Consider the following 24,552-nt stretch of genomic DNA (forward strand, 5'->3'; position numbering starts at 1 on the left):
TGAAAGGACCCCCTATGTCTCTGCGCACGTCTCTCGACGGCTACACCGTCTGGTTCGTCACCGGAAGCCAGGGCCTCTACGGCGAGGAGACGCTTCGCCAGGTCGCGGCCCAGTCGCAGCAGGTCGCCGCCGGGCTCGCGTCGCTGCCGGTGCGGGTCGAGTGGAAGCCGGTGCTGACGGACTCCGACAGCATCCGCCGCCTGGCGCTCGAGGCGAACGCCGACGACGCGGTCATCGGCATCGTGGCCTGGATGCACACGTTCAGCCCCGCGAAGATGTGGATCTCGGGCCTGGACGCGCTCCAGAAGCCGCTGCTGCACCTGCACACGCAGGCGAACGTCGACCTCCCGTGGGCGGAGATCGACTTCGACTTCATGAACCTCAACCAGGCCGCACACGGCGACCGCGAGTTCGGCTACATCCAGACGCGCCTGGGCGTGCCGCGCAAGACCGTCGTCGGCCACGTCTCGAACCCGGCCGTGCAGACGCAGATCGAGCAGTGGCAGCGCGCCGCTGCCGGCTGGCAGGCGGCCCGCACGCTCAAGCTCGCCCGCTTCGGCGACAACATGCGCTACGTCGCTGTCACCGAGGGCGACAAGACCGAGGCCGAGCTCCGCTTCGGCGTCCAGGTGAACACGTGGGGCGTCAACGAGCTCGCCGACGCGGTGGCCGCGGCATCCGCGTCCGACATCGACGCGCTCGTCGAGACCTACCTCGCCGAGTACGACGTCGTCGACGAGCTGCTTCCGGGGGCCGAGCGCCACCAGTCGCTCCGGGACGGCGCGGCCATCGAGATCGGGCTCCGCTCGTTCCTCGAGGCGGGCGGGTTCGGCGCCTTCACGACGAGCTTCGAGGACCTGGGGTCGCTGACACAGCTCCCCGGGCTCGCGGTGCAGCGCCTCATGGCGGAGGGCTACGGCTTCGGCGCGGAGGGGGACTGGAAGACGGCGATCCTCGTGCGGGTCGCGAACGTCATGGGCGCGGGCCTCCCCGGCGGGGCGAGCCTCATGGAGGACTACACGTACGACCTCGCCCCGGGCGAGGAGAAGATCCTCGGCGCGCACATGCTCGAGGTCGCCCCCTCGCTGAGCTCGACGAAGGCCCGGTTGGAGATCCACCCGCTCGGCATCGGCGGCAAGGACGACCCGGTGCGGCTCGTCTTCACCGCCGACCCCGGCCCCGCCCTCGTCGTCGCGATGAGCGACATGCGCGACCGGTTCCGGCTCGTGGCCAACGTCGTGGAGAACGTGGAGGCGCCCGACCTGCCGAAGCTCCCGGTGGGGCGCGCGATCTGGAAGCCGGCGCCCGATTTCGCGACGAGCGCGGCGTGCTGGCTGACCGCCGGCGCCGCACACCATACGGTGATGACGACCGCCGTCGGGATCGAGGTGTTCCGCGACTTCGCGGAGATCGCCCGGACCGAGCTGCTCGTCATCGACGAGCAGACGACGGTGCGCGACTTCCAGCGGGAGATCCGCTGGAACCAGGCCTACTACCGACTCGCACAGGGACTCTGACGACATGACCGACCGCCCCCTCTCCGGCACCGCCCACACCATCCGATCCGGTGCGTACGTCGCCGAGATCGCGAGCGTCGGCGCGACGCTGCGGACCCTGCGTCACGACGGCCGCGACCTCGTGGTGCCGTTCTCGGCGGACGAGGTGCGCCCCGGCTACCGCGGGGCGCTGCTGGCGCCGTGGCCGAACCGGATCGTCGACGGGCGCTACGTCTTCGACGGCGAGGAGCAGCAGGTCGCCCTCACCGAGCCCGACCGCGGCCACGCCCTGCACGGGCTGGTCGTCTGGCTCGATTTCGCCGTCGTGGAGCAGGCCGCCGACGCGGTGACGCTCGCCGCGACGATCGAGCCGCAGTCGGGGTATCCGTGGCGGGTCGAGGTGGAGACGACGTACCGGGTCGCCGCGGACGGACTCACCCAGACCGTCCGCGCCCGCAACGCCGGGCCCGGGGCGGCACCGTTCGGGACGGGGCCGCACCCGTATCTCGTCGCCGGCACCGGCCCCCTGGACTCCTGGTCGCTGGACCTGCCGGCCGACCGCGTCCTCGAGGTGACGCCCGACCGGCTCTCGCCGATCGCGCTGGAGGACGTCGCCGCCGCCGACCCCGGCAGGTTCGACTGGCGTTCGCCGCGCCCGCTCGGCGCGGTCGAGATCGACCACGCGTACACCGGTCTCTCGCGCGATGCGGAGGGGACGGCGACCGTGCGGGTCCTGGATCCGTCCGGCACCGGCGTGCAGATGACGTGGGACGACGCGTGCGCGTGGGTGCAGATCCACACGGCGGACCGTCCGGGCGGCGCCGCCGACCCGTCGCACCGGATCGGCCTGGCGGTCGAGCCGATGACGTGTGCACCGGACGCCTTCAACGCGGATCGCTACGACTACGACGCCGGACTGATCGTCCTCCCGGCGGGGGACGGCGTCGAGGTCTCCTGGCGGATCAGCGCTCTCTGACCCGCCAGGAGACGGCGCTCACTTGTCGTCGCCGCGCAGCTCCGCCTTGACCTCGTTGCGCTTCTCGACGGAGTCGCGCTCGGCCTCGGCCTTCTTGACCTCGGCGTCGGCCTTCGCCTCGTCGATCTTGCCGCCGATGCGGTCGGCCGTGTCCTCGAAGGCGTCCTTGATCTTGCGCCCCGCCGTCTCTGCGGCGTCCTTCGCGTCATCGATGAAACCCATGTTCGCTCCTCCCAGATCGCACGGATCCGGCCCGACGGGCCGGTACGGATACGTCCCCACGCTACGACCGGCGGCCGCGGGAAGAAAGGGCTTGTCGGTCTCCCGGCGGCCGTGATATCCGTCCGGAGCGGGAGGGTCCCGCTTCCGTCCAGCGAGCGGATTCCCCTAGGCTGTGCCGCGTGAACGGCACTCTGGAGCAATGGCAGTCCGTCTTCGGCAACGGACTCGGATCCGTCCTCTTCCTCACGTACTACGTGCTGCTCGCCGTGGCGATGTGGCGGGTCTTCTCGAAGGCCGGCTATCCGGGCATCCTCGCCTTCATCCCGATCGTCAACTGGTTCATCCAGGTCAAGATCGCCGGATTCTCGGCCTGGTGGGGGCTCCTCGCGATCATCCCGCTCGTCAACCTCGTGTTCTTCGTCATCGTCGCCGTCCGGATCGGGCGCGGATTCGGGCACGGCGTCTTCTTCTCGATCGTGCTGCTGCTGCTGATCGCCCCCGTCGGCTTCTTCATCATCGGCCTGAGCTCGGACCGGTACACGAAGCCGGATTGATCCGCCGCCGCCATCGATTCCCGCGGGCCACCTTGCCTAGGATCGAGGGGAGGTGGTGTCGTGGTCGAGGAGCGGGCGGGTCGGCGCAGGCGCACGCGCACGCGCGATGTCGTCGCGGAGGGGCTGTACATCGCGTCCGCGGCGACGCGGCTGAGCCTGAAGAACACGATCCTGGTGCACATCCTCGCCGACGGCGAGGACTTCGATCCGCAGCGCTACCTCCCCGATGCGCGCGCCGCGCTGGAGGCGCTCGCCGACGAGGCCGAGGCCGATGCCGCGCGCGCCGAACGGGAGCGCAAGCGCGCCCGCACCCGCCACTCCGACTCCGTCGGCACGCACGACTATCGCAGCCGTGACGTGCGCAACCTCCGTCGCCGCGAGAAGCAGTCCCTCCACGTCGCCAACGAGCTGCGCCTCCGCGCGGCCGACGACGACGAGCTCCAGCGCCTCATCGCCGACGCCCGCGACGCCGCCTGGGCCGAGGTCGCGAAGAACATCGACAGCACGCTACGGATCGCCTCGTACCGCCCCGACCTCGAGCCGGACTACGAGCGCATGCGCACCGCGCGGATGCAGGCGCTGCGCCTCGTCGACCTGCCGAAGCTCCGCGCCCACCGGCGCAGCGCGAGTACGCAGCAGCGGCTCCGCGAGAGCGGCGCCCTGCCCGACATCGTCGACGACGGCTCGCTCGCGCCCGGCGCCGTGGACCCCGGCGAGTGGGAGTAGGCCTCGATTCGGCGTATCCCTCCGCGTGCGCTAAGCTGATCTACGGCCTTCCGGACAGGAAGTCCGCACTGCGCCCGTAGCTCAATGGATAGAGCATCTGACTACGGATCAGAAGGTTGGGAGTTCGAGTCTCTCCGGGCGCACACTGAGTTGAGACAGTGCGACCAGGCCCGCCACGGCGGGCCTTCGTCGTATCGATGCCCGTGCCGGGACTGGCACGACCGTGGAGACTGCCCTCTCGGGTGCTCCTGCGGATGGTGCGCCCCCGAGTTGCACGACGCGTTCTGGGGCATCGTCACCGCCGAGTTCGCCGAGGCGAGCCGATGAGCATTCCCACCGTCGTCGTGGGCGGTATCTCGTCCCAGGCGGGCCTCGCGTCCATCCGGGGCACGTTGATCCGCTGTGACTACTGCGGGGACGCTCTCCCCTCTGTGAAGAGTCGGGCACATATTCCGACCACCCCCGACCTACAGCGCCTCGGGTTCGCCGCCGACAAGATCGTCTGTCCGGACTGCGCCGCGCGCGCACGCACCTTGGCCAATCTGTCGCAGTACGGGTGTCAATCGCGGATTGACGACGAAACGGCGAACGGATCGGGGGTGGTGTGATGGCCCGTCGAGAGGTGGATACGCTCGCCATGCTCGCGTTCGCGCGTCGCATCATCCGGGCCGTGGGCGTCCGCGTGGCGGACTCGGACGAGTTCGAGCTTGCCGAACTCGTTTCGATCCGGGACGACCTGGAGGCCGCTATCCAAGTGGCTATCGATGGACAGCGGTCGGTGGGCCGTTCGTGGGCATACATTGGCGCCGCGCTCGGCACGTCTCGGCAGGCCGCACAGGCCCGTTATGCACGCCGAAACGCCGGGTGAACGCTACATATGCTTATTCTGTGAGAGCGTCCTAATGGCACCAGAATGGGATGCGGCGATAGAGGGTTTCCTGGCCGCTCAGAGAGCGGGGGGCATCGCATCCACGTCCGTCGCGACGAGGCGACAGCACCTCGTCCACATGGCCGCCCGCGTGGAGGTCGGACCTTGGGCGCTCGACGGCGCGGGCCTCGTCGCCTACATGGACGCGCAGACGTGGGCGCGCGAGACGAAACGCGGGCGCCGTAACACGTTCGCTGAGTTCTACCGGTGGGGCGTAGCGATGGGGCTCACGACGACCGACCCTACGGCCGTCGTCGTGCGGATCGCGCCGTCTGATCCGGACCCTCAGCCGGTCCCGGATCGCGTGTATCTGGAGGCGTTGATCCGCGCCGACGCTACCGAGGCGCTATGGATCGACTTGGCTGCGGAGCATGGTCTCCGTCGAGCCGAGGTCGCGGTGATCCGCGGTCGCGATGTCGTGGAGACGTTGCTCGGGTACGACCTGCGCGTGCACGGCAAGGGCGGGAAGATTCGCTACGTGCCGCTGACGCGTGCCATGGCCGAGGCGCTGCTGGGGCTCATTGAGGTCCACGGGATGCGCTACCTGTTCCCTGGAGACGACGACGGCCACGTCTCGCCCCAATGGGTAGGCAAGCGCGTGGCGCGTCTGTTGGGCGGCATCTGGACGATGCACAAGTTGCGGCATCGGGCCGCCACGAGGTTCTGGGTGCAGGCGGAGGGCGACCCGTACGTGATCGCCGATCTGATGGGGTGGGCCAACCTCAACATGGTCCGGGTCTACGTCCGGCAACCGGACGACCGGAAACGGAGGATCGTTGAGGCGGCGAGCCGGACCGGCCCACGGCTCGCCGCGGGCCGTGGGCTCTCCTAGGCCGTCTCGTCCGGCACGGCGGGAGGCCGCGTGTTGAACAGGGCGAGCACGAGGGGCAGGTAGACCGGTGCGGCCTCGGGCGGGATGACCTTGTGGTAGGTCAGGATGCCGAGCACGGCGAGGGCGACGCCGTAGAGGTAGCGGCGGACGAGGTACCACTTGATGTTGCGCATGACTCTCCTAGAGCTTGTCGGCGATGGTGACGATGATGGCGAGGACGGCGGCGATGGCGGCCGCGATGGCGGGCCACTGGGGTCGGGTGGCGATCTGGGCGGCCCGGATCGCTCCCATTTCGCGCTCGATGACCTTGAGTCGCTCATACAGGAGTTCGATGGGCTCTGTGCTCACGTGTGTCCTTTCGTGTTGATCCATCCGGCCGGGAGACGGGCGAGGTGCCCGCGCTGCTCCTGAACGGGGTACGTCCCCGCCGTGAGCGCGGGCGCGTTGCCCCGGTCCCGCTGAGCGGCCCGCGCCGTGCGGTAGACGCGGGCAGTGTTGAGGATGGTCAGGGTCACCGGGACCCGGCGACCTTCGGCAGAATGTCCAGGTCGTACTGGCTGAGCGTGACGACCTTCTCACCCTTGGCCTGGACACCGGCGAGCTCGCCGGGCGTGACGTAGCGGCGGGCGCAGTACGCGCCGCCCTGCGTGGGGTTGTTCGTGTCGCACGCGTCGGTGAAGACCGCGTAGACCTCGGGGCTCTTGTCGCCCTTGGCGTAGAACTTCGGCTGGCTCATGGTGTCCTCCAGGTAGTAGGTCGAGGGCTTCGGGGGTGTCGGGGGCTCGAAGGGCTGCGCGTCGACGGATGCGGCGCGGGCGAGGTATTCCTCCATCGCCAGGCGCTCGCCCGTCGCGTGGACGATGACGTAGCAGTGGAGGTGCGGACCTGTGGTCTGTGTGCCGGAGTTGCCTGACAGGGCGATGCGGTCGCCCTCGTCGTAGTGCCCCGCGCCGAGGCGCACCCGTAGGTGCTGTCCGTAGAAGGTCGCGTCTGCGCCCTCGACGATGACGCCGAGGCCGCCCGCGCTGGTGACGTAGGTGCTCACCCATCCGGCGAACGGCGCGAGCACGGGCGTGCCGATGTCGCATCCGTAGTCGGTAGCCGGACCGACGCCATACTCGGCGTGGCTGGCACGGTCGCCGGTGATGCGGACAGGTTCGTTGACTGGACGACGCACAATGGTTCCTTCAGGAGACGGTGACGAGGGTGGCGGGCGAGTACGGTCCGCGGCCGTAGATGTTGCGTGCGGCGACGTAGACCTGTTTGACGCCGGGTGCCCATCCGTTCGACGTGTTGGGGCTCGTGACACCGCGGATGTCGTCCCCGGAGTTGTTCCCCTCGTTGACGCCGATGGTGTAGTCGAGGATCGGGAACCCGCCGTCGTCGGCGGGAGGGCTCCAGGAGACGACGAGACGCCCCGAGACGGGCGAGGTCACCTTGGGCGCGGCGGGCGCGTCGGGGACGCTGTTGCCGTTGCGTCCGGTGACGCGCATGAGGCCGTCGCGGATGCCCCACTCGACTGCTGTGACCCGTGCGCGCTGTGTGGCGACGCCGGGGAACGTGGCGGAGAACTTCATAGCGGGCGTCGCGGTGAGGTCCATGAACGCGGTCACGTCGTGTTCCCGACCGGCCCCCGCCGCGCGGGCCAGGATCGCGGCGGCGAGTCCCGTCCCCGGGTAGGGGCGGTCGAAGGTGAGGTTACGCACCCGACCCGCTGTGCCTGCGGTTTCGGTGCGTTCCTGGTCGATGCCCCACCGGTCGCGCCACTTCCACAGGATCGACACGCCCGTGACGTAGGCGTCGTCGGTGCGGTCGATGGTGTCGGTTGCTGCGGTCGCGACGGCGCCGGTGGCGACCTCGCCAGGCAGGACGTAGGTGTTGGGATCGATGAGGAACCAATTGCGCCGCTCGTCGCAGAAGAGTCGGTAACCGAACGATCCGACAAGCGCCATGAGGAACTCCCACCCCGACATGGAGGGTCGCCAGTAGAACGTTTCGAGGGGCCGGTCAACCACCGGTGTGCGGGTCGAGGTGGACTGCTGCGCGACGCCCGACCATGCGTAGGTGTAGTTCGCGTCGTTCGGGGTGTTCCCGTCGAAGAAGGGGATTTCCTCCGTGCCCTCGTAGAACATCGCATCGTCGTTCCACACCTGTTGGTTCGATCCGGTCGTGATCGCACCGATGTGGAGGGTCGCCTGCGTGGCGCCGGGAGGCGCGGTAGCCGAGTACACGAGACGCTGATAGGCGGACGTGAGGGGCGTCTGCGGAGAGAACGTCTCTTGCAGGATCACTCCGGCGTCGTTGCGGAACCGGACCATGAACCGGCCCGGGATAGCCGCGACGGCGCGCATGAACGTGCTGATCGTGTAGGTGCGGCCCTGCTGCACACGGATCGGTCCTGCCGTGTCGATCCACGTCGCACCCGCGGCCGGTGCGGTCCACCGGGCCGCGACACTGCCGCTGCGAGCGGGCGAGGCGGGACCGAGCGCGGTCGCGTTGGTCCCTGTCGTCCACCCCAGCGCGCCCTCGTGTCCCGGTTCAGTGAGTAGGTTCGTGACCGTCCAGTACGCGGTGGCGTTCGCGTCCACACCCGGCGACGACTTGAGGCGAGGGAACGACCGCGACGGGGATGCGTTCGCGGCACCTTCCCAGGCGTAGTCGATGCCGTCGGCGCGGTCGGTGTTCCCATCGAAGTACTCTCCTGCGGCGGGCGCCTGCTCCATTACCCACCGATAGCCGCCGATGTGGTTCCCCGATGCGCCACCGACGCGACGCAGTCGCATCACCACGGTCACCGCTCCAGGCGGCGGTGTGACGCCCTCCAGCGCGGCCCACATGTATCCGGAACTCGAGGACGTGAATACTGGCGACGTGACCGTGGATATCGAGCTTCCGCCCGTCTCGCCGTAGAAGATGAACTCCACATAGAACGCGAAAGCGGCGGACTCTCCGCGCACGCGCCCGCGCATGGATAGCGGCTTCGTAGAGTCGATGGCGATGCTGTTGGTGGCCAGCCACCACGAGCCACCCGACCCGCCTGATGTGGTCAGTGTCGCCCGCACGTCTGACCCCGCGTTGCTCAGGTTGACGACATGCCCCGACGTTCCCGCGCGCCCTGCCGACCACCCTCCCGTGCCGGACGTGGAAGAGTTCGGGATGAGGTTCCGGCGCAGAGTGATGACCTTGCCGAGGACGTAGTTGCACACCGCGCGCACAGAGTCCTGGCGGTCGAGCGGTGCCCGGTCCTCGGTCAGCGGGTAATACTGCTGGAGCAGGGTCTCATCGCCGCCGAGGCTCACCGTCATCGTGCGGCCGTCACGCGTCACCCGCCGCGACTGCACTGCGAGGTCGAACACTCGCGACGTGTTTGCGATCTGCTCGGCGAGGGTGAGCGTGCCGCGGAGAGGTTGCCGAGGGTCGAGCTTGTCGATCAGCGGGAGGGCGTCCTCGGTGATCGGCAGGGTGACCTCCGCCTGTGCGAACGGCACGCGGGTCGCGTCGAGCGATGCGCGGCCCTCGGTGGGGCGCGCGGGGGTGTCGATGACGCCCGGTGCTACAAGCTCCGCGGAGGGTTGCAGGGTGATGCTCACGGGATAATCTCCTGGTAATCCACGGTCACCACGAACGCGTCGAGGGTGGTCTCGTCAAGCGCGAGGCGCACCTGTCCGCCCTCGGAGAGCGTGTACTGCATGTGCACGCGCGAGCGTTCCGCATCGCTCAGAGTGAACGTCGCGGCGCGGGAGTGAAGGGACACCGCGGCGAACGCGGCGGCCTCACTCTGGTAGAGCAGGCGCAGTGTGCCCGAGCGCGGTCGTGCGGGGGCGAGGACCACAGCGATATCGCCGCTCAGCGCCGTGTGCACCTTGGTCCCAGACGCGCGGCCGGTCTCGTAGCCGAGCACGAGGTCCGGGGCTGTCGAGGCGGGCGAGCCGGTGCTAGCCGTGATGGTGGTCATAGGAGTTGCGCCACGTTCCCTCCGCTGAAGTAGACCGTTCCGCGCTTCGCGGGCGGTTCGTAGTAGCGGACTTCCCGGTCATCGACCTGAAGTCGCACCCATGCGGTCTTGTCCGAAATCTGGCGCCGCTCCAGCGCGTCGAGGTCTTCGTACGCGGTCTTCGTCTTCGCGTTGACGACGATGTCTTTCCCGTCGGGGAGCTTGTAGATTGCGTTGCCCAGGTCGTCGGTTTCGCCGGTCGCCACGCCGACGCTTGTCGCGTACTCGTAGTTCAGGCTCGCCGCGATCCGGGCGGCGTCCCCGCCGTTCAGGTAGCCCTCCCGGGTGCCCTTGAGAGCGCCCTCCAGCTCCAGAGCGCGGTTCGTGGCAACGTCGGTGGTGTTGGCGCCCTTCTCAAAGGCATCCCAGAGGGCGTCGAGTTTCGCGCCGCCAGAGGCAAGTGCGTTGATCACGTCGGCGACGTTCTGCCCGGAGACCTTCGCGATGTCCTGTGCCTGCTTCAGCTTCTCGGTATCGCCGGTCCACTCGGCGATGCGCTGCGTGTAGCCCGCGGCATCGAGAGCGCCGCCGACGTCGTAGGCGAACTGGAATGCGGAGTCGCGGGCTTCGTCGGCCGCCTCGCCCGCCTTGACGAAAGCGTCGGTGATCACGCCGACGCCTGCGGCGGCTGCGGCTGCGGCGATGCCCAGACCGGGGCCGAGACCCTGCGTCAGACCACCGAGGGTGCCCTGCACAAGGTCGCCAACAGACTCCATCGAGCCGTTGAACGATGACGTAACCTCGGACAGGTTCGACAGGGTTTCGTCTTTGAACTCGGCCCCGGCGTCACTCGCCTTGCCGAATCCCTTCTTGGCACCGTCGCCGATCCCATCGATAGCCTTGTCGGCCTTCTTGGCCTCGCGCACCATGTCTGCGAATGACCGCTCCACACGGTCGCCGCTGCGGTCCGCGTCGCGCGCGAGGTCGCCGAGAGAGTCAGACACCTTGCCGACCGCCTGGCGGGTGTCGTCGGTGGCACGATCTGCCTTCTTGGCTTCCCGCGTCATGTCGGAGAACGCCCGCTCCGCGCGGTCGCCGCTGCGCGCCGCGTCGCGCGCGAGGTCGTCCAGAGAGTCGGCGACGCTTTCGAGCGCCTGGCCCACGTCCTTTACGCCGGACACGGCGGAGCGCGTGTTCGCGGCGATATCGAGGGTGAGGGGCATCTACTCTTGCTTTCCTTCGAGGGCGGTGGCGATGGTGCGGACGGTGGTCTGAACCCACAGGCGCCCGATGCGCGGGATCATCGTGCGTGCCGAGGGGCCGAACACGTGACCGGTGCGAGACCGGCCCTTGAGGTTCGACGGCATAGGTTCGGTGACCTTGTGAACGGCGCCCTTCCGGCTGCGCCGGTTCGAGGTGGTGCGGCGGCTGCGGTCCACGCCCCACTCGGCCGCGGGGTAGTCCGCCTTCGGGTTGAATCCGCCCGAGAGCGGCCGACCCTTGGAGGCGGACTGCATCCGCACGTTGCGGTCGGAGACCGTCACGATGGACGTATCCACGAGTGCCCGCCGCTCCAGACCGGTTGTCGCTCGGGCGGCCATCGCCTTCTGGAACTCGGGTGCGGCCATCGCCTTCGTGAATTGCCGGATCATCTTGCGGAGCGGCTTGTCCACGTTGGCGATGGCCAGGATGACCGCCCGTAGTTCGCGGGACTCGCGGGCGTCGATCATGGGTCAGGCGACGGTGCGGACCGGCTGCCCCGAGCACGGCAGGGTGACGGACGACGCGGCGATGGTGTCCACGGCGCCACCGATGGTGGTCGGGATCATCATGGCCGTGATCGTGTACGTCGGCGCGGTGCCGCTGGCGGGCTTCTTGGGCTTGAGCGTGACGCTCTTGTTCTGCCCGTTGTTGTCGAGCAGGTAGAGGCTCAGGCTCTTGGCCGTCGCGTGGTCCTGGGCGAAATCGAGGTTCATGACCCACGATGTCGTCGCGGCGAGCTGGATCATGCTGCCGGGGGTCATGCCCGAGAACGAGACGGTCGGCGTCGTCGGGACGAATTCCGCCTTGGAGACGGCGGCCTCGTAGTTGTCCGCGCCGATGATGAGCACGATGTCGTTGAGAACGATGGGGACGGGGACGATGTTGGCCACGGCGGGCTACTCCTTCGGGGCGAGGACGGTGGTGGGAATGTCGTACGCGAGGCGTTCGGTGCCGTAGGCGACGGCCTCGGCGTCCTCGTGTTGGAACGTCTTGTCGAGGTAGGCGAGGATGGCGGGCACGATGTCGTCAAGCTCGCTCGCGCCCTTCTCGGGGTCGGTGTGCCGGGTGATGACGGTGATGAGCATCCCGACCGCCCAGTGAGACGTGGGCGCTTCCTTGGCCTTGCCGATGCTCTTCTGCCGGATGAGCACGGTGGGGGCACTGATGACGCCCACGTTGCGCTCGGTGCACACGACGCGGACCCGTTTGAGGGTCGGGTGGGTGCGCCAGGCGTCGCGGAGACGGGCGGCGAGATCCGCGCGGATGCTCACAGGATCACCCCCACGCCCGACTGCGGGCGGAGCAGCTGCTTAACCTGCCAGTCGAGCGGGTGGGCGACGAGGCCGTAGCCGCCGCCGTCGAGGTCGCCGCCCGGGGCGGCGACCGCGGCGTTGTAGACGTTGGCGGCCTGCATCGCCTGGGCCACACGGTAGCTGTCGGGGACCGTGTGGCCCTCGGGGAGGGCGGGAGCGTACGCGATGCACGCGGACTTGGCGACTGCGAGGTAGACCTTCAGCACACCTTCCGGGAGGCTGGCGCCGTCCGGCCACACGACGCCGAGCAGGTCCACGTCGTCCTCGTTCTGGGGGTCAAGCCATGCCATTGCGTGTGCTCCCTCCGACTCAGGCGGCCGGGGTGACCGAGCGGATGGCGGCGCCGTTGTTCGTGAGCGTGGCCCAGTAGCCGAACACGGCCACGTCGTTCGAGCCGTTGCCCGGGACCACGCCGTCCACGCGGATCGGCGTCTCGCCGAGTTCGTAGAACGTGAGCGCCTCCTTGGCGCCAACGACGACCTTGCCCGAGGTCGCCGCCGGCCGAATGGTGAAGCCGGGGCCGGTGCCCTGCTCGAACCCGAACCCGGTCTCCAGGTACGCGAGGATGTCGTCCTTCGGCGTGAGCAGGATGTCGCGCCAGAGTGTCGGGTCCACGAGCGCGTACGAGGGGCTGTTCTCCGTCGCGATGACGCCGAGCGCGCCGTCCACGATCGCGGCGAGGCCCTTGGCGATGCCGCTCGGGACGGTGCCGGGGGCGGTCGTGGTCGCGGCGGCGAGGACCGCGGCGAGTGCCTTGGCGTCCGTCTTGCGCTTGTAGTCCTCGGCCTGGTTGATGAGGTACGACGCCACAACCTCCTGGTCGTTGAAGTCGGTGTAGCGACGGTCGAGGCGGTGCCCACCGGCGAGCCGGGACGCGCTGACATCGACCGGCTCGGTGTCCACGGCGTTGCTCGGCACCTCGGCGGTGTTGCCCGAGTAGTCGGCGACCTCGGGGCGCTTGCCCTCGACCCAGCGCCAGCCCTTCATGTTCCACGAGGTGAGCGCCGCCTGCTGGAGCAGGGGCACGTAACGGCGGTTGTACGGGGCGCGCGTCCAGAGCTCGCCGAGGTAGTCGGGGCGCTGGGTGTCCGTGCCGATGGTGACCGCGGAGGGGCCGGAGTGCTGGACGGTGGCGAGCGCGAACAGGTCGCCCGCCTCGCGGTACTGGCGGAGGGCGTCGGGGTCCTGCCGCGCGATGGCGGAGAACAGGCCGTTGAGGCTGAGCGCCGCGGGTGCTGCGGGCTGGCCGGGGACGATGGTGGTGGCGGTCATGAGGGCGCTTTCCTCTTCCTGGGGTTCGGCCTCGTCGGCCTTGTCGGTGGTCACGGATTCCACGACGGTTGTCGTGGTGGTGCTGGTGCCGTCGTCGTCGTGGACGGTGGTCGAGTCCTCGACTCGCCGCCAGGTGACGCCGTGCTCGTCGGTGTACTCGCGGGCTTCGTGGGCGCTTGTCTCGGTCGAGAACAGGGCGGCCGACGCGAACGCGCCCTCGGTCGCGATGGATGCGCCGGTGAGGATGCCTGAGACCGCGACGCCCGACGCCCGCACGAGGCTCTTGATTTCGGCGCTGAGACGGAGGGGCTTTCCTGCGGCCTTGGCGGCTTCGGCGCGGGACAGGAGCGCGTCCCCGTTTTCGTCTCGGGCGATGGAGAACGTGGCGACCACGCCCGCGTCGGTGCGCTCGAACTCGACGCCACGCCCACGCGGCTCGAACCGGTCATGGTCGTTGTCGTAGAGGGTGGCAACGCCGGGGTCGGCGGGGAGCGTGAGGCCGGATGCGGCGGTGAACATCACAGGTTCGGCCGTGATGCTGGGGCGCGACATCTCGCCGAAGGGGATGAGCAGGCCGCGGATGGTCCGCGCCTCGGCGTCGATGGTGAACAGGTCGTTGGTCATGCTGCGTTCTCCTGTGCGGGGGCGTCGTCCCGCGGCGCCTCGGCCCCGTGGGGGTCGTTGGGCGTGGCGGTGAGGTTGGAGCGGTTGAAGCGGATGACCTTGCCCGCGGCCCCGGTGACATCGGCCTCAGATAGCCGCGCCTCGAACGGGGTGAGCCAATACTCCAGATCGTCAATGAGGGCGTGCCGGTCGCCCTCCTGCGTCACGTAGGTCAGCGACGACGTGGCCGTGGAGCCGTCCAGGTAGGAAACGGGCAGGTTCATGTGGTTGGCGATGTCGATGCGGGCCGCGTTGCGGCCTTCGTTGAAGAGGTCCGCCTTGGCCTCGCCCATCGCCTGGATGCTGTATTTGGCCGGGAGGAAACCCACCGCGCCGTTCGGAGAGGTGCGCGCGGAGGCGAACGCATCCACGATGGCTTTGGCCTCGTCGGGCGTGGCGCCGTTTTGCTCCTTCTCCTCGATCACGATGAGGGGGATGGGGTTGCGGACGCGCCCGACCCATGCGCGCTCCATGTGCCGCCATCCTCGAATGGAGTCCTGTGCGGATTCGAGCAGGCCGTCATCGGGACCGGCGAACAGGACGACGCTGCGCGGATCGGTGACCGGCATCCACACGAGGCCGGTGGCCTCGGTGCCGAATGCCCACGCGACGCCCGTGGGGGAAGTGGCGTCGAACTTCCACCGGCTGCGCTCGATGTAGTCCGCGTCGGTGATCGCGCCGGACTCGTCGCGCTCGACGGACCAGAGAGCCCAGCCGGTGAACAGGACATCATCCAGGGCGGACGCGAACCGGTACCACGGCGTTGTGGCGATGCTGGAGGTCTCCGAGAGCCAGGCGGGTTGCGTCTTGTCGGCGACGAACTCACCGGCGACGACCTCGCCAATCTCCATAGGGAGGTCGGAGAGACGGCCGAGGATCACGGCGCGACCGCGCTTGACCGGCGCGACGCGCATGGCCACGGATCGCGTCACGAGGTCGGCATCCTCAGCGCCCGCCACGTCCTTGTACACGAGTGCCTGGAGGTGCGGCGACGGCGTGCTCCAGGGGAACATGAACCCGGGGAGCAGGGCCGAGACGGCGTTCGTAAGTCGAGACATCGGGCATCACCATAGGATCGAGATTTGTAGATTGTCCAACTTGGACTGTGGATAACCTTGTCAGTTAGATACAACAATCGGGCCGAAGGTGGAGACGGGGGCGCTCACGGGGAGGCCGTGGATGGCGGCGGCACCGGCCTCCAGAGGGGTGATTTCCTGGGTGGGGTCGGTGTCGTCGGGCACGCCGAGTAGGCGCATCTTCCCGGGCCGGTAGACGGCGAGAGCGGCCGACGCGTCTAGCGGTTCCTGCGCCCAGTGGTCGATGGTGCCGTGGTCGATGCCGTTGAGCATTGTTGCCGTGGCAACGGACTTCTCGGCCATGGTCATGGGGTTCACGCCGACGCGCGGGCGGGCGATGCGCTGTAGCCGTTCGATCACGGCGCGCTCCTGTGGGGCGTTGTCGTACGTGACCGGGAGGCGGTGGGCGCGCGCGAGATCGCGGAGGACGTACTCCAGTCGGCCGTTTCCCTGCTGATGGTGGACGATCTTGAACGCCATGCGGGGCGGTGCGTCGTCGCCGTCGAGCGCGTTGGCTGCGGCTACGAGGTCGCCGGGTGCGGCGTCGAGTAGCCAGGCGACGGCGACGGACGCCCACGCGCCTCCCGGGTGGACCGCGAACGCGAGCGACATCGGCGCGATCCCGGTCGGTACGGGGCCGCGGAGTGTGGTCGTGGTCCAGGCCGTGAGCGATACGGCGGTGTCATTGCCTGCCGCGCGGCCGAAGTGGCCACAGTATTCGAGGCCGAATCGGGCGGGGCCGAGGATGCGGTAGTTGCGCTGGATGGACTCCAGCGTCGTCAGCCCGTCGAGGCCGGGATGCAGGGCCGCGATGATGGGGCCGATGGTGTCCCACGACGACAGTGCTTCCTCATCGAACTCATCGGCCACGCCGTAGCGGATGCGACCGGCGTCTGGATCGTGGAGGGTTGCCCAGAAGTGAGAGCCGTCTCGGTAGTGGCCACCGGTGCCCGCGTACACGAGTTGGGCGCCCTCGCCGCGAGTGTCGAACGATGGGACGACAGCGCCCACGATGTCGTCCCACATGTCGGGCTCGGCCTCGCCGCCCTCGTCCAGCACGAGCACGTCATAGGCGCCGGATCGCACGTCGTCGCCGTTGGGAGAGAGAATCGCGAGCTTGGACCCGTTGGGGAACTCCAGGCCCATCGACCCGTTCGATTCGTTGACCTTGACGGGGCGCGTCGGCTTGTCGCGCCACTTGCGGAGGATCGAGTCCCGCACGTCGAGCTTGAATCGCTCGTTGGCCTTCTTGGCCGTCGTGAGCATCGTGTACCCCGCCATGTACACCGGCCGCATCCAGCACCGGCCGATAAGGATGCACCAGACGGTCGTGGTCTTGGCGGAGCGCCGAGGCTCGAGGATGGCGTTGGCGAATCGCTCGGCCGCGAGCATGTCGGCGGTGTGGAGCATCTGGGGCTGGAGGTTCCCGAGCAGTGAGCCGCCGAGACGGGGCGGCACGATCTTGTCAATGACCCACGCGCCCACCAGGAACTCGGCGCGCGCCTGGTGCGTGCTGCGGATCGGTGACACGTCGAGGGGCTTACGGCCCGAGTCGCGCAGATCGTTCCACGCGTGAGCGATGCCAAACGCGTCCATCTGGAGCAGCGGATGCGCCGCCACTTCGGCGGGCACCTTCGTGCCGTCCCAGTCGGTCGGGTTCGTCGGGTCGTGGGTCTCGCTCATGCGGATGATGTCCTGATCAGGGGGGGGATTTTGCTGCCGGTGGCGGTAGTGATGACGGCCGGTCTCAAAGAACGACGATCAGACGGGCCAGACTCGCGCGCGCTCGGCCGGGATCGTGGGTGTGTGTCGGGCGTTGGTCATGGCGGCGCCGACCTTGCCGCCCTTGGATCGGTTGCCGGGACAGATGCCCGGTATCTCGTGGCGGTGCTCGGGCGCCAGGTTGCCGAGCGCGTTGCTCGGCCCGTTGACGTGGCCCACGTCGTACCGCATCCCTGGCGGGATGGCGCGTCGGCATCGCCAGCACGGCACGGCCTCGCCTCGGCGGTGGACGGATGCCACGCGGTCGCGGACGGTGCGGGCGTTGCGGCGATACTCGGCCGTCTGGTGCTTGGCGCTCATGATGGCCCGACCGATCGTGCACACTCGGTCGCCGGTCGAGCGGAGACGCATCCGCCGACGCTACAGAGGCGTTCACACGTCGCGCGTGGGATCGACGTCGGACGGGCCTGGGCGGTCGCGCGGACGGGCGAGGTGCGATGTGGTGCGCGTCGGATGGCCACCGTCACCACCGGCCGAGGATGCCGAGGGCTCGGGCGCGGACGCGCGCCACGGCGCAGTCCATGGCGCCGCGCCAGGTGAGGTGCGGGCACCAGTCGGAGCCGCCGTCGCCCCAGATGCAGAGCCAGCCGTCCGCGTATCGGGTCTGCCCGAACACGTCCTCTTCGATGCACCGCTCGACGCGGATGCGCGGGGCGGTCGGCGCGATGGGTCGAGGGTTGTCGCTCTGCATCATCGCCTGGAGCGCACGTTCATCGGTCGCCAGGAGGTCTACGACGTTCATGCCGCGCAGGGCGTGCACGGTGAGGGTCTGGAGGCTCATGGCCGGTTCGCCTTTCGGTTCTGGAGGATGAGGACGAGGACGAGGCCCGCGGCGAGGATGAGGCCGGGGACGGGTGGGATGGTGTCCGGGAGGATCATCGGCGGACGCCTCGGCCGATGTGGACGGCGTGGGCGGGCAGGTACTCGGTCGCCGCCTCGATGGACGTGAGCGCTCCGGCGATGTCGGCCTCGCCGTCCTCCAGAAGTCGTGTGCGCCAGCCGTCGAGGTCTCGGGCGATGGCTCGCACCTGTTTGGCGGTCTCGGGCATCCCGTGGGCGTCGGCCGTCTTGGCGAGTTCGCGGGCGGCGTCGATGAGGTCGGATGCGTCGGTGACCGTGGACAGGACGGCGTGGGTGGGTCGGCCGGTCATGCGCTGAGTTCCCGTGCGAGGTGTTCGACGGCCTCGGCGAGCACCTGGCGCACGGCTTCGTCTGACATGGAGTTGATGCGCACGCTCGCGTCGATGTAGAGCGCTGCGGCGCGGATCGTGTGACCGTCCGTGAGGTAGAGGGAGTCGGCGTCCATGACGGTCGCCACGAGGTCGGCAAGCGCGGACTCTGCGTCGTCGCGGGTGATGGTGGTCATGTTGTCGGGGCTTCCTCGGTGGTGGTGGTCGGTTCGGTGCGGGGGCGGTAGACCCATCCGCGGCGGTTGATGCGTTCTCCGGTGTCCCGTGTCCCGCATCCGCACCATCCGCTCAGCGGGTCGAACGTGTGTGCGTGGGCCATGTCCTTCGTCGTTCCTGCTTGATGGTGAAGGTTGGTGAGGTGGGTGCCCCCCCCCTACGCGTGAGAGCGCGGGAGGGGGACACTCATGGGCTGCTTGACGGAGCCAGGCTGGAGCCTTGGAGTGCTCGGCGGGTGAGGCCGACACGGACGGGATATGAGACGGGCGGGATGACTTGGAGGGAATCGCCGCGCCCGGTCATGCCTTTACCGCGGCCCCGCCCGTCTCTCGGGTTGCATCTTGTTTCGCGGAGCGCATCCCGCGTGTCTCCCGGTCCGTCTCGTGGCGGCGGGTGTTCGGCGGCAAGATGCGCGCCTGGGTCATCCCCTCGTGCGCCCACGGCTGTCCCGTGGGCAGAGATGCCTCCTGAGCGCGAGAGCCTGCGCGAGGCATGTGCCTTGTTTTTGAGTCACGCGTCACACAATGACGGCAGGCTCGACACGAATAGCGGATTGTCGGCGGCGTGTCGCGTTATTGAGTCATGAGACGCGCTACCATCGCATCATGACGACCATCACCCTGAATGGGACCTTGACGCTCGGGAGGCTGCTGAGCCTCTACCGGCAGACGGCAGGCATCGACCAGACGCAGATGGGCGCCCTCGTGGGCGCGTCACGCGCGACGATCAGCGCGTGGGAGACGGACGGCCGGGAGCCGTCGTTTTCGCAGGTAGTGGCGTGGGCGCGGATTACCGGTCAGCCGCTCGACGCCCTCGTGGAGGCGGCTACCGTACACGGATCAGAAGGTTAGGGGTTCGAGTCCCTTCGGGCGCACACTGTGTTGAGACAGTGAACGATCGACAGCCCCCGGCATCGCCGGGGGCTGTCGTCTTGTCCGGGCGCCCCCGACAGGTCAGCACTCCACGACGTTGACGGCGAGACCCGCCTCACTGGTCTCCTTGTACCGGGTCGACATGTCGGCGCCGGTCTGACGCATCGTCTCGATCACCGTGTCGAGGCTCACCACATGAGTGCCGTCGCCGAGGAGGGCGAGCCTCGACGCGGTCAACGCCGTCGCCGCCGCCACGGCGTTGCGCTCTATGCAGGGGATCTGCACGAGACCGCCGACGGGGTCGCACGTCATGCCGAGATGATGCTCCATCGCGATCTCCGCCGCGTTCTCGATCTGCGCGGGCGAGCCGCCCCGGATCGCGGTGAGTCCGGCGGCCGCCATCGCGCACGCGCTGCCGACCTCGGCCTGACACCCGGCTTCCGCTCCCGAGATCGAGGCGTTCGCCGCGATGATCGAGCCGACAGCGGTCGCCGTCAGCAGGAACGTGCGCACCTCGGCCGGGTCGAAACCGCCGTCCCGGCAGGCCTGGTACATCACCGCCGGAAGGACCCCGGCGGCGCCGTTGGTGGGCGCGGTGACGACGCGCCCCCCGGCGGCGTTCTCCTCGTTGACCGCCATCGCGTAGAGCGACAGCGCCTCCGCCGAGAGGGCGGGGTCGCCGTGCGCCGCGAGCATCCGCCACGCCGCGGCCGCCCGTCGGGGCACGCGCAGTCCGCCCGGCAGGACGCCCTCGGCGCGCAGGCCCCTCTCGACGCATCCGCGCATCTCCCGCCAGATCGCATCGAGACCCGCGGCGGCGCGGTCGGCGCCGTGCATCGCGACCTCGTCCGACCAGGCGAGCTCCGCGATCGTGCGCCCGTCGAGCGCGGCGAGCAGCTCAGCCATGGAGCGATACCGGGAGCGCGGTCGGCCCGTCGACGCCGCGCCGCGATCCTCCTCGGTCCCGTCGGAGCGCCGGATGAACCCGCCTCCGACGGACAGGTACGTCTGCGACGCGAGCGTCCGCTCGCCGGCGAACGCGGTCAGGGTGAGCGCGTTCGGGTGCCCGTGCTGCCGTTCCCGCGGCGCGAACTCGATGTCGGCGGCGACCAGGGGGACGGCTCCGATCATCACCGTCTCCCCGGCGTGGAGCCTCGCCCACTCGCCGTGCACGAGCGCGGGGTCGACGCTCTCCGGAGCGTGCCCGCGGAGTCCCGCGATCACGGCATCCGGGGTGCCGTGGCCGACACCGGTCGCCGCCAGGGATCCGTGCAGTCGGCAGACGAACCGCGTGACGCGGCTGCGGGCATCCTCGGCGGTCAGCGCGCCGAGGAAGGCGAGCGCGGCCCGCATCGGTCCCACCGTGTGCGAGCTCGACGGTCCGATGCCCAGCGAGAACAGGTCGAGCGCGGAGACGTAGGCTCCGCGCCCGACCTCGACGGCGGTGGGACTCACCGGCCCCACAGTCCCAGCGCGAACTCGGCGACGACCGCCGACAGCAAGAACGAGGCGGTGATCGAGACGATCCCGACCGGGATGATCTTCCACCCGATGCTGCGCAGCATCGGCAGGTCCTTGCCCAGGCTGAGTCCCGCGATCGTGAGCATGACGGTGATGAGGGCGAGGAAGTCGACCGACGCCGCGATGCCCGTGAGCCAGCCCGCGATCGGCGAGATCGGCGAGGTCAGCAGTGCCCCGCCGGTCATCACGACGATGATCGCGGGCACCCGACCGCGCGTCAGCGTCGCGATCCCGAGCCCGACCGTGACGAGTGCTGCGAGCAGCGCGTAGGTGATCACCATGTCGACGGAGAAGGTCCTGGTGGCGATCGCCGCGACCACGAGGCCGGCGGCGGAGATGATGGACAGCGACACCCACAGGGGCACGCGCACCGCGCGCGGCGTGAGCACCGCCGCCTCGACCGCCGCGGGGAGAGCATCGTCGGTCGACGGACGGCGACCCGGGAGCACCGCGTTCTTGTCGCGCGTGAGCACCTTGTAGAACCGGTCGGCGAGGGGGAGCGAGATCCAGACACCGACGTAGAGGCCGAGCAGACCCGTGATGAGATTCGAGGTGGCCGCCAGCGCGAGCACCTGGTCCTGCATCTCCGGGTGCGCCGAGACGATCACGGAGGCGGCGGCCGCCATCATCGAGCCGGACCCGACTCCCGCGCCCATCGCGAGGGCGAGCGGGTCGAAGATCCCGAGCGATGCGGCCAGGGATGCGATGAGGCTGACGATGACCGCGCCGAAGATCGTGCCGAACACGTACATCGACAGCACCCCGCGGTACTGCGGCGAATCCGAGCCGTACCGCTCGCTCACCATCGCGAACGAGCCTTCCCGGTCGATCGAGAAGGTCGCGCCGACGGTCGCCGGTCCCATCCGCAGCAGGACGGCCAGCGGCAAGGCGAGAGCGATCGTGCCGAACAGGTGACCCACCTCCTGCAGCAGCAGGGCCGGGCCCGCCTGCAGGAGCAGGGGGATGTTCGGGCCGATCGTGAACGACATCCGTGCGACGAGGAAGAGCACGGCGACGCCCATGATCGCGGTGGCCGCCTGCTGCAGGTCGATCGGGAACGGGCGCAGCCGCTGACCCGAGACGATCGTGCCGGCGAGGATGCCCCAGATCATCGGAAGAAGCGTGATCGACGCGATCCCGAGCGGGATCACGATCGGCCCGATCGCCTGCGCTCCGGCGGCGATCAGGATCGTGGCGCCGATCAGCACCCACAAGCGCCGATCGCGGAGGGTGAGGGTGAGCACGTCGGTGACGGTGCGTGTGGGCGCGTCGCCGGCGCGCGTGTCGTGACTGGTCATGGCATGGTCTCCGGGTGAGGGGCCTGGCGCGATCGCGGTCAGGCCTCGAGCGTGATCCGCGTCGCCCCGGCGGGACGAGCGGCGGTGCGCCGGTGGAGCTCTGAGCGCAGGTCTGCGTCGCAGGCGGCGTCGAGTGCTGTCCAGGCCAGCAGCACGGCGCCGTCGACGACGGCATCGTCGGCCGCGGGCGTCGCCGCCGCTGCCGCGAAGTCGGGGTTGTGGGGCACGGCCGTCTCGCCGAGGAAGGCGATCGTCGGGTGGATGGAGGGCACCACCTGCGAGACGTTCCCCATGTCGGTGGAACCGCCGCCCATCGGTGCGGCGGTGATGGTCCTGCCGCGGGCGACGAGGTTGCGGTCCCACAGCCGGGCGAGGTCGTGGTCCGGTGCCAGGGGAGCGTACGGGTGCTCCGTCGGTCGCCATTCCCACCGGCAGCCGGTCGCGATGGCGGCCCCCTCGAAGCACGCGAGGACCTTCCGCTTCATGTCCCGCCAGACATCGATCTCGTAAGCGCGCAGCTCCACCTGGACGACGGCGCGGCCCGCGATGATGTTCGTCGCTTCGCCTCCGTGCGAGACGAAGGTGTTGAGGTTCGTCGCGGCGGGGAGATGCTGGCGCAGGAGGGCGATCGCGGTCTGGGCGAGGGTCGCGGCGGAGGCGGCGTTGATCCCGCGCTCCGGCGCGCCCGCCGCGTGAGCGGTCACACCGTGGAACTCGACCTCGAAGCGGTCGACGGCGGTGGAGGCGAAGGCGGCCGCCGAGATGTCGCCGCCCGTCATCCCGTGCACCATCATCGAGAAGTCGACGTCCTCCCAGGCGCCGGCGCGGAGCATCGCGACCTTTCCGCCGCCGTGCTCCTCGGCGGGGGTGCCGAGCAGCTTGATGCGCAGCCCCGACGCCTGCGCCACCGGGGCGAGGGCGAGTGCCGCACCGACGGCGGCCGCTGCGATCACGTTGTGGCCGCAGGCGTGGCCGATGCCGGGGAGCGCGTCGTATTCGGCGCAGAGCGCGAGCGTGAGGTCACCGTCGCCGTAGACGGCCTCGAACGCCGTCGGAAGGTCGTACGCGCCTCGGGTGAGTGCGAACCCCTCCGCGTCGAGCAGGTCGGCGATCCGGGCGGAGGCCTCGTGCTCCTGCCAGGAGAGCTCCGGGTTCGCGTGGATCGTGTGGCTGAGGGCCACCAGGGACGCGCGGCGTGCGTCGACCTCGTCGGCGGCGAGCTGCTTGAGGACTGCGGAGGTGTCGGCGACGACGGCTTCGGTCATGGTCACGGCGGAGACCCCTTTCGTGTACGGCTGCGACGAGTGTGCCGAGTCGAATGTCACAGAGATGTAAACTTGCCGGATTCCTGCGGGATACTGATGTGCGATGACCGAATTCCTTCTCCCACCGCCACTCGGAGCATCATGAACGACGTTCTGGACGAGACCGACCTCCGCGTCCTGCACGCGCTGCAGATCGAGCCGCGTGCCGCGTGGAGCGACCTCGCCCCCGCGGTCGGGGTAGACGCTGCGACGATCGCCCGCCGCTGGGCACGGTTGCAGGACGCCGGCATCGCCTGGATCACCGGATACAGCAATCACGGGCAGGGAGCGCTGCTGGAGGTCGAGTGCGACCTCGCGGCGCTCGACGATGTGGCCGGTGCACTCCAGCGGGACCCCTCGGTCGTCGTCCTCGACCACGCGTCGGGATCGCGCGATCTGCTGGCGCTCGTCCAGACCCCCGACATGGCGTCGCTGTCGTCGTACGCCGTGCGCCGGCTGGGCGGCCTCGAGGGCATTCGGGCCGTCCGCACGCACCTGACCAATGAACTGTTGATCGAGGCGTCGAGCTGGCGTCTGCGGGCGCTCGACGCGGATGAGGTCGCCCGGATCCGCCCGCCGAGGCCACCGCGACCGCGGGCCGGCGCCCACGTTCCGGAGGAGCTGACACGCGCACTCCTGAACGAGCTGTGGACGGACGGACGGATGAGCATCACCGCGCTTGCCGAACGGACCGGGTTCGGTCCGCAGCGGATCGCGGACGCGATCGCGACTCTGCGCCAGCGCGGGGATCTGCGGCTGCGGGCCGACCTCGCCCGGGGCTTCACGGGGTGGCCGATCTACACGTGGTACTTCGTCGAGGCTCCCGCTCGCGTCGTGGATGCCGCGCGACACGCCATCCGCAGTGTCCCCGAGGTGCGACTGGCGATGACGGCGGCGAGCCGCTACAACCTCATCCTCGCCGTGTGGCTGCGCACCCTCGCCGACGTCAACAGGTTCGAGATCGCCCTGGAGACCGCCCTCCAGGGCGCGCGCATCGCCGACCGCGCGGTCGTGCTGCGCATCTCGAAGCAGATGGGGCGATCGGTCGGGGCCGACACCCGCGCGATCTCGCTCGTGAGCGGTCCCTTCGGAACGCTCTGACCGTCCCGCGCGC

Annotated in this window: 31 protein-coding genes and 1 tRNA gene; 10 read left to right on the forward strand and 22 right to left on the reverse strand. The window is 69.4% G+C overall.

What is annotated here, in order from left to right; all coding sequences use genetic code 11:
* Positions 1-14 precede the first annotated feature (14 nt).
* A complete protein-coding gene (gene araA, locus WFI00_RS04395) occupies positions 15-1,517 on the forward strand; it encodes an L-arabinose isomerase (RefSeq protein ID WP_336630756.1) in 1,503 nt (500 codons plus the stop codon).
* A 4-nt stretch (positions 1,518-1,521) separates the two neighbouring features.
* Positions 1,522-2,472: an aldose 1-epimerase family protein gene (locus tag WFI00_RS04400; RefSeq protein WP_336630757.1), complete on the forward strand. Its 951-nt coding sequence runs from the start codon at positions 1,522-1,524 to the stop codon at positions 2,470-2,472.
* Positions 2,473-2,490: 18 nt separating this feature from the next.
* On the opposite strand, the gene WFI00_RS04405 is transcribed toward WFI00_RS04400, so the two are convergent.
* Positions 2,491-2,694 carry a hypothetical protein gene (locus tag WFI00_RS04405; RefSeq protein ID WP_336630758.1) on the reverse strand — a complete coding sequence of 68 codons (204 nt, stop codon included), beginning with the start codon at positions 2,692-2,694 and terminating at the stop codon, positions 2,491-2,493.
* Between the two features lie 179 nt (positions 2,695-2,873).
* Here WFI00_RS04405 and WFI00_RS04410 point away from each other — a divergent pair, with 179 nt between their 5' ends.
* The 6 genes from WFI00_RS04410 to WFI00_RS04435 all read left to right on the forward strand — a co-directional run bounded on the left by WFI00_RS04410 (position 2,874) and on the right by WFI00_RS04435 (position 5,734).
* A complete protein-coding gene (locus tag WFI00_RS04410) occupies positions 2,874-3,248 on the forward strand; it encodes a DUF5684 domain-containing protein (RefSeq protein WP_336630759.1) in 375 nt (124 codons plus the stop codon).
* Between the two features lie 60 nt (positions 3,249-3,308).
* Positions 3,309-3,974, forward strand: coding sequence for an asparagine synthase (locus WFI00_RS04415; protein ID WP_336630760.1), 666 nt, complete (start codon positions 3,309-3,311; stop codon positions 3,972-3,974).
* Positions 3,975-4,044: 70 nt separating this feature from the next.
* Positions 4,045-4,117, forward strand: a tRNA-Arg gene (locus WFI00_RS04420).
* A 180-nt stretch (positions 4,118-4,297) separates the two neighbouring features.
* A complete protein-coding gene (locus WFI00_RS04425; protein WP_336630761.1) occupies positions 4,298-4,582 on the forward strand; it encodes a hypothetical protein in 285 nt (94 codons plus the stop codon).
* Positions 4,582-4,842 carry a hypothetical protein gene (locus WFI00_RS04430; RefSeq protein WP_336630762.1) on the forward strand — a complete coding sequence of 87 codons (261 nt, stop codon included), beginning with the start codon at positions 4,582-4,584 and terminating at the stop codon, positions 4,840-4,842. The genes WFI00_RS04425 and WFI00_RS04430 overlap by 1 nt, the downstream gene beginning before the upstream one ends.
* 139 nt (positions 4,843-4,981) lie before the next feature.
* The gene (locus tag WFI00_RS04435; RefSeq protein WP_336630763.1) at positions 4,982-5,734 is read left to right on the forward strand and encodes a tyrosine-type recombinase/integrase; all 753 of its coding nucleotides are present in this window, start codon (positions 4,982-4,984) and stop codon (positions 5,732-5,734) included.
* Here the strand turns inward: WFI00_RS04435 and WFI00_RS04440 are convergent.
* From WFI00_RS04440 to WFI00_RS04525, 18 genes are all read right to left on the reverse strand, one after another.
* Positions 5,731-5,907 (reverse strand): hypothetical protein, encoded by a 177-nt coding sequence (locus WFI00_RS04440; protein WP_336630764.1) that lies wholly within the window; start codon positions 5,905-5,907, stop codon positions 5,731-5,733. The two genes, WFI00_RS04435 and WFI00_RS04440, sit on opposite strands and share 4 nt — an antisense overlap.
* A 7-nt stretch (positions 5,908-5,914) precedes the next feature.
* Entirely contained in the window at positions 5,915-6,082 is a 168-nt protein-coding gene (locus WFI00_RS04445; RefSeq protein WP_336630765.1) for a hypothetical protein, read from the reverse strand.
* Complete coding sequence (locus tag WFI00_RS04450; protein WP_336630766.1) at positions 6,079-6,249, reverse strand: hypothetical protein; 171 nt, start codon at positions 6,247-6,249, stop codon at positions 6,079-6,081. The genes WFI00_RS04445 and WFI00_RS04450 overlap by 4 nt, the downstream gene beginning before the upstream one ends.
* Entirely contained in the window at positions 6,246-6,911 is a 666-nt protein-coding gene (locus WFI00_RS04455) for a M23 family metallopeptidase (protein ID WP_336630767.1), read from the reverse strand. The genes WFI00_RS04450 and WFI00_RS04455 overlap by 4 nt, the downstream gene beginning before the upstream one ends.
* Before the next feature lie 10 nt (positions 6,912-6,921).
* Positions 6,922-9,324: a fibronectin type III domain-containing protein gene (locus WFI00_RS04460; RefSeq protein WP_336630768.1), complete on the reverse strand. Its 2,403-nt coding sequence runs from the start codon at positions 9,322-9,324 to the stop codon at positions 6,922-6,924.
* Positions 9,321-9,689, reverse strand: coding sequence for a hypothetical protein (locus WFI00_RS04465; RefSeq protein WP_336630769.1), 369 nt, complete (start codon positions 9,687-9,689; stop codon positions 9,321-9,323). The genes WFI00_RS04460 and WFI00_RS04465 overlap by 4 nt, the downstream gene beginning before the upstream one ends.
* Positions 9,686-10,891, reverse strand: coding sequence for a hypothetical protein (locus WFI00_RS04470; protein ID WP_336630770.1), 1,206 nt, complete (start codon positions 10,889-10,891; stop codon positions 9,686-9,688). Before WFI00_RS04470 ends, WFI00_RS04465 begins: the two co-directional genes overlap by 4 nt.
* Complete coding sequence (locus WFI00_RS04475; RefSeq protein ID WP_336630771.1) at positions 10,892-11,398, reverse strand: hypothetical protein; 507 nt, start codon at positions 11,396-11,398, stop codon at positions 10,892-10,894.
* A gap of 3 nt (positions 11,399-11,401) precedes the next feature.
* Positions 11,402-11,821: a hypothetical protein gene (locus WFI00_RS04480; protein WP_336630772.1), complete on the reverse strand. Its 420-nt coding sequence runs from the start codon at positions 11,819-11,821 to the stop codon at positions 11,402-11,404.
* Between the two features lie 6 nt (positions 11,822-11,827).
* Positions 11,828-12,202 carry a hypothetical protein gene (locus WFI00_RS04485; protein ID WP_336630773.1) on the reverse strand — a complete coding sequence of 125 codons (375 nt, stop codon included), beginning with the start codon at positions 12,200-12,202 and terminating at the stop codon, positions 11,828-11,830.
* A complete protein-coding gene (locus WFI00_RS04490) occupies positions 12,199-12,534 on the reverse strand; it encodes a hypothetical protein (RefSeq protein ID WP_336630774.1) in 336 nt (111 codons plus the stop codon). The genes WFI00_RS04485 and WFI00_RS04490 overlap by 4 nt, the downstream gene beginning before the upstream one ends.
* A 19-nt stretch (positions 12,535-12,553) precedes the next feature.
* On the reverse strand, positions 12,554-14,140 hold the full coding sequence (locus tag WFI00_RS04495; RefSeq protein ID WP_336630775.1) for a phage major capsid protein: 1,587 nt from the start codon (positions 14,138-14,140) through the stop codon (positions 12,554-12,556).
* Positions 14,137-15,093 carry a phage portal protein gene (locus tag WFI00_RS04500; protein ID WP_336630840.1) on the reverse strand — a complete coding sequence of 319 codons (957 nt, stop codon included), beginning with the start codon at positions 15,091-15,093 and terminating at the stop codon, positions 14,137-14,139. The genes WFI00_RS04495 and WFI00_RS04500 overlap by 4 nt, the downstream gene beginning before the upstream one ends.
* A 204-nt stretch (positions 15,094-15,297) precedes the next feature.
* The gene (locus tag WFI00_RS04505) at positions 15,298-16,938 is read right to left on the reverse strand and encodes a hypothetical protein (RefSeq protein WP_336630776.1); all 1,641 of its coding nucleotides are present in this window, start codon (positions 16,936-16,938) and stop codon (positions 15,298-15,300) included.
* A gap of 78 nt (positions 16,939-17,016) precedes the next feature.
* Positions 17,017-17,388, reverse strand: coding sequence for a hypothetical protein (locus tag WFI00_RS04510; RefSeq protein ID WP_336630777.1), 372 nt, complete (start codon positions 17,386-17,388; stop codon positions 17,017-17,019).
* 112 nt (positions 17,389-17,500) lie between these two features.
* Entirely contained in the window at positions 17,501-17,818 is a 318-nt protein-coding gene (locus tag WFI00_RS04515; RefSeq protein WP_336630778.1) for a hypothetical protein, read from the reverse strand.
* Positions 17,819-17,912: 94 nt separating this feature from the next.
* Complete coding sequence (locus WFI00_RS04520; RefSeq protein ID WP_336630779.1) at positions 17,913-18,188, reverse strand: hypothetical protein; 276 nt, start codon at positions 18,186-18,188, stop codon at positions 17,913-17,915.
* Positions 18,185-18,403: a hypothetical protein gene (locus WFI00_RS04525; protein ID WP_336630780.1), complete on the reverse strand. Its 219-nt coding sequence runs from the start codon at positions 18,401-18,403 to the stop codon at positions 18,185-18,187. The genes WFI00_RS04520 and WFI00_RS04525 overlap by 4 nt, the downstream gene beginning before the upstream one ends.
* Before the next feature lie 645 nt (positions 18,404-19,048).
* Here WFI00_RS04525 and WFI00_RS04530 point away from each other — a divergent pair.
* Complete coding sequence (locus tag WFI00_RS04530; RefSeq protein WP_336630781.1) at positions 19,049-19,294, forward strand: helix-turn-helix transcriptional regulator; 246 nt, start codon at positions 19,049-19,051, stop codon at positions 19,292-19,294.
* A gap of 102 nt (positions 19,295-19,396) precedes the next feature.
* On the opposite strand, the gene WFI00_RS04535 is transcribed toward WFI00_RS04530, so the two are convergent.
* The 3 genes from WFI00_RS04535 to WFI00_RS04545 are packed head-to-tail and all read right to left on the reverse strand — an operon-like array spanning position 19,397 to position 23,399.
* Complete coding sequence (locus WFI00_RS04535) at positions 19,397-20,770, reverse strand: L-serine ammonia-lyase (protein WP_336630782.1); 1,374 nt, start codon at positions 20,768-20,770, stop codon at positions 19,397-19,399.
* On the reverse strand, positions 20,767-22,134 hold the full coding sequence (locus WFI00_RS04540) for a DUF3100 domain-containing protein (RefSeq protein WP_336630783.1): 1,368 nt from the start codon (positions 22,132-22,134) through the stop codon (positions 20,767-20,769). Before WFI00_RS04540 ends, WFI00_RS04535 begins: the two co-directional genes overlap by 4 nt.
* Before the next feature lie 38 nt (positions 22,135-22,172).
* Positions 22,173-23,399 (reverse strand): amidohydrolase, encoded by a 1,227-nt coding sequence (locus tag WFI00_RS04545; protein ID WP_336630841.1) that lies wholly within the window; start codon positions 23,397-23,399, stop codon positions 22,173-22,175.
* Positions 23,400-23,540: 141 nt separating this feature from the next.
* On the opposite strand from WFI00_RS04545, the gene WFI00_RS04550 reads away from it, so the two are divergent.
* Entirely contained in the window at positions 23,541-24,539 is a 999-nt protein-coding gene (locus WFI00_RS04550; protein ID WP_336630784.1) for an Lrp/AsnC family transcriptional regulator, read from the forward strand.
* The last annotated feature ends 13 nt before the right edge of the window (positions 24,540-24,552 follow it).

It is taken from the genome of Microbacterium sp. MMO-56, from assembly GCF_037146215.1.
Classification (GTDB): Bacteria; Actinomycetota; Actinomycetes; order Actinomycetales; family Microbacteriaceae; genus Microbacterium.